Origin of the sequence: Finegoldia magna, assembly GCF_018371055.1 — a bacterium.
Classification (GTDB): Bacteria; Bacillota; Clostridia; order Tissierellales; family Peptoniphilaceae; genus Finegoldia; species Finegoldia magna_I.
In genome coordinates this window covers 1-3868 of the sequence record NZ_JAGYZD010000169.1, presented here as the reverse complement: position 1 = coordinate 3868, position 3868 = coordinate 1, and the positions used below count along the sequence as shown (strand labels likewise).

General features: G+C 32.8%; 5 protein-coding genes and 1 pseudogene. All 6 read left to right on the top strand.

Features of this window, described 5'->3' with window-relative positions:
- Window positions 1-280, top strand: a pseudogene (locus tag KHW44_RS07325) (molybdopterin molybdenumtransferase MoeA); the annotation flags it as partial.
- Complete coding sequence (gene mobB, locus KHW44_RS07320; RefSeq protein ID WP_304067821.1) at window positions 277-1284, top strand: molybdopterin-guanine dinucleotide biosynthesis protein B; 1008 nt, start codon at window positions 277-279, stop codon at window positions 1282-1284. The pseudogene KHW44_RS07325 and the gene mobB, both read left to right, overlap by 4 nt.
- A 9-nt stretch (window positions 1285-1293) precedes the next feature.
- The gene (locus KHW44_RS07315; protein WP_225559862.1) at window positions 1294-1749 is read left to right on the top strand and encodes an 8-oxo-dGTP diphosphatase; all 456 of its coding nucleotides are present in this window, start codon (window positions 1294-1296) and stop codon (window positions 1747-1749) included.
- The gene (locus KHW44_RS07310; protein WP_304067816.1) at window positions 1749-2657 is read left to right on the top strand and encodes a DMT family transporter; all 909 of its coding nucleotides are present in this window, start codon (window positions 1749-1751) and stop codon (window positions 2655-2657) included. Before KHW44_RS07315 ends, KHW44_RS07310 begins: the two co-directional genes overlap by 1 nt.
- Complete coding sequence (locus tag KHW44_RS07305) at window positions 2650-3390, top strand: NAD-dependent protein deacylase (RefSeq protein WP_304067813.1); 741 nt, start codon at window positions 2650-2652, stop codon at window positions 3388-3390. Before KHW44_RS07310 ends, KHW44_RS07305 begins: the two co-directional genes overlap by 8 nt.
- On the top strand, window positions 3380-3778 hold the full coding sequence (locus tag KHW44_RS07300) for a zinc-ribbon domain-containing protein (RefSeq protein ID WP_227904751.1): 399 nt from the start codon (window positions 3380-3382) through the stop codon (window positions 3776-3778). Before KHW44_RS07305 ends, KHW44_RS07300 begins: the two co-directional genes overlap by 11 nt.
- Window positions 3779-3868: the final 90 nt, after the last annotated feature.

The following is a 3868-nucleotide window of genomic DNA, read 5'->3' as shown; positions in this document are numbered from 1 at the left end:
TAATTTCGAAGTTTTATTTTGGGATTTGTACAATAAATATTATGGATTAAATGTAAAACAATTTGAAAAAGGAAAAGTTGTAAAAGGATCGATGAAACCATCGAAGCTTCAACGTTATGTCAGATGTTTTGTTAAAGATTCTGAGATTACTATCTTTGATAAGCACAAGAATTCTATGCTACAAGATTTGACTAATTGTAACGCCCTTTTGCTTCAAAAACAAAACGAAAGCTTGGAAGTGGGTTCAAGCGTGGATTATATATTTTTGGGTGAAATATGAGAGTTTCTGTAGGAATATTGGCTGGTGGAAAAAGTGTGAGAATGGGTCAAGACAAGTTTGATTTGAACTTTTACGGTCACACTTTTATAGAAGAATTGATTGACAGATTCAAAGACTTTGAAGTAATTGTTTCATCTAATACAGCTGATTATTCTCCAATTAAAACCGTGAAGGATACTTATGTTGACGCGGGACCTTTGAGCGGAATGTTGGAGATTTTGAAAAATTCTACAAATGAATATGTATTTGTAACTTCTTGCGATATGATAAATGTAAAATCTGATTTAGTGGATTTTGCTGCATCTATCGCAAGTTTTTCAGATGAAGCTGTAATTTTTGAAACAGATGAAAGATGCTATCCTACTTGTGGGATTTTTTCTAAGAAAATAATTTCTGTTATAGCGGAAATGCTTGAAAGTAAAGATTATCGTGTGATGAATTTGGTTAAGAAAATCGATGCAAAATTTATCAATTTGAAATATACGATTTTTGAGGATGAATTTGTAAATATTAATTATCCCGAAGAACTGAAGCAAAATGCGACGCCTTTGATTTGTATCTGTGGCAAGAAAAATAGCGGCAAGACTACTTTTATTAAAAAGCTTGTTGGGGAATTAAAAAATAGAAACAAATCTTGTTCTGTAATAAAACATGACGGTCACGATTTTGAGCTTGATTTCAAAGATACGGACACTTTTTATTATAAAGAGTACGGAGCTTGTCAGACCTTGATTTTTAACGATAAATACTTTAAATTAGATGGTAGGAGTAAAAATATTTATGATTTGATAAAATTATTGGACGATGTCGATTTGATTATTATCGAAGGAATGAAGGATTCCGATTTCATAAAATACGAATGTACTCTTACAGATGATTTGGTGTGTAGCGATGAGAACAAATACGGAATTATCAGCGACAGAAATTTTGCGGGTTACGATAATTTTGATATCGATGATGTTTCGGAATTTGCAGACTACATTATTCGAAAATTTAAAATTTAGAAGGTATTTATGGAAAATATTTTGTGCAATATGATAAAAATCAATCGCGGAAATGAGGTTTTGGTTTTAGATAAAGTTAAAAAATACGGCTGGGAAGGGTTGACTTTTCCAGGTGGTCATGTCGAAAAGGTAGAATCTATTACTGAATCTGTCATCAGAGAAGCGAAAGAAGAAACTAATCTGGATATTGAAAACATAAAATACGTTGGAATGATTAGCTGGTATGACATTAATAATAACGACAGAATTGTTGGCTTTTTGTACGAAACTGACGATTTTTCTGGAGAATTGGTGAAAGAAAATGTTGAAGGTACGTTGGAATTTATCGATTACGAAGAATTAAAAAATATGGATGGACATAGCGATTCTATGGATGAAATTTTCGCTATTTACGACGGGAAATATTCTGAAATCGTGCTTTATTATGAAGATAATAAATGCGTAAAAAAGGAGTGTTATAAATAGTGAGAAAAGCTAAAGGAATGATGTTCGCCATAATATCGGCGTTGATTTTCGGATTTACACCGATTATGGTCAGGGAAACTCTGAGCAATGGAAGTAACGTAATTATGACTTCTTTTTTGAGGGGATTTTTCGTAATTCCATTTTTGATAATTTCATTGAAAAGCAGAAATGTCAGCCTCAAAGTTACAAAACAAGAACTGAAAAAACTGATTTTGATGTGTAGCATCGGTGGTTGCATCACAATGACAATGCTTTATGCATCCTACCAATACATTTCCGTAGGACTTGCAACTTCAATCCATTTTATTTTTCCTACGATTGTAACAGTGTATTCAGTTATGTTCTTGAATGAAAAAATGACGAAATACAAATTCATCTCACTTATCGCATCGATAATCGGAGTGATTTTACTAGCGAACAACGTCGGTGGAAGTAGTAATTTTCCGTTGGGAATGTTCTTGGCTGCGGCATCTGGTTGTACTTATTCTTTTTATTTGATTTATATGGATGTATCAGGGCTAAAAAATATGGACAGCGTCAAAGTTACATTTTACAATTGCGCGATTAACTCAACGATGCTTTTGATATTTGGACTTATTACTGGAGATTTTACGTTGTCTTTATCGAGATATGCGTGGATAATTGCATTCGTGATTTCGATTTTAGTTTCAGTGTTTGGCACGTTGTTCATTCAACTTTCCATAGTGAATGCAGGTGTAAGCACGTACACTATTTTTTCGACATTGGAACCAATTACATCTGTAATTTTAGGAATTATTTTATTTAACGAAACTACAGATCCAAGAAGATTGCTTGGCTGTTTTATGATATTTTTGTCGGTGATGATATTGGCAGTTTCAACTAGATTTCAAGAAAGAAGAGCAAAGGGAAGTGTAAATAATGGATGATGTTGAAAGATTAAAACAAATTGTAGAACAAAGTGATAAAATCGTGTTTTTCGGTGGAGCAGGGGTGTCTACTGCATCTGGAATTCCGGATTTTAGATCAGCAACTGGACTTTACAACAAGAAAAACGACAGCGATTTTTCGCCGGAATATATGTTGAGCCACGAATTTTTCGTGACACGTCCCGATTTATTTCAGAATTATGTTTTGGAAAATTTGATTATCGATGGAGTAAAACCAAACAAAGCTCATTTGTCTTTAACGAAATTAGAAAAAGCAAACAAACTCCTTGGCGTTATTACTCAAAATATCGACAGCTTGGACAAAATGGCTGGAACGAAAAATATCGCTGAAATTCATGGGAATTTAAGAGATTATTATTGTGTGAATTGTGGTGAAAAATACGATTTGGATTATTACAAACAAAACAGACCTTGTAAATGTGAAAAATGTGGAGGTGTTGTGCGTCCAGATGTTACATTGTACGGAGAAGTTCCACCACAAAGTGAATTTGCAAAAGCAATCAATTGGATCAACAAGGCAGACACGATGATTGTGGCTGGAAGTTCACTTGTCGTGTATCCTGCAAGTGGTCTTATCAATTATTTTAGAGGAGATAATTTGATACTGATTAATCTAGATCGTACAAGCTACGACAATATGGCAAATATCGTCATTCACGACGATATCGCAAAAACTTTAGAATATGTGACGAGGGATATTGATGAAAGATAAAATCAAAAATTATTTGCAAAAAGTGTACGGAGTGGATTTTTTGTCGAAGACTATGATAGTAGTCGCTCTGATACTCTCTTTGATTAACTTAAAATTTAAAAACAGAGTTATAGAAGTCATTACGATGATTTTGATTGTGTATTTTGGGATTTTCAGAGTTTTTTCTGTTAATAAATATCAAAGAATGATCGAAAATCAAAAATTCGCAAAAGCTGTAAAGCCTATGACGGATTTTTTTGAAAAATATAAAATCAGAGCTGCAAATTCCAAGGACAAGAAGTACATTAAATGTCCAAACTGCAAGAAAGAAATGAAAATTCCAAGAAATAAAGGAAAAATCAAAGTAACTTGCCCTCATTGTGGACATAAATTTGTGAAGAAAAGTTAATTATTTTGAAAAAATAAATATGCTAATAATGCTACAAATCTACTACGGAAAAAGTAGTAGATTTTTTATTGCTATAAATGAGGATTATAG

Coding starts and splice junctions, on each gene's coding strand:
- mobB (WP_304067821.1), top strand. CDS start 277: ATGAGAGTTTCTGTAGGAATATTGGCTGGTGGAAAAAGTGTGAGAATG.
- KHW44_RS07315 (WP_225559862.1), top strand. CDS start 1,294: ATGGAAAATATTTTGTGCAATATGATAAAAATCAATCGCGGAAATGAG.
- KHW44_RS07305 (WP_304067813.1), top strand. CDS start 2,650: ATGGATGATGTTGAAAGATTAAAACAAATTGTAGAACAAAGTGATAAA.
- KHW44_RS07300 (WP_227904751.1), top strand. CDS start 3,380: ATGAAAGATAAAATCAAAAATTATTTGCAAAAAGTGTACGGAGTGGAT.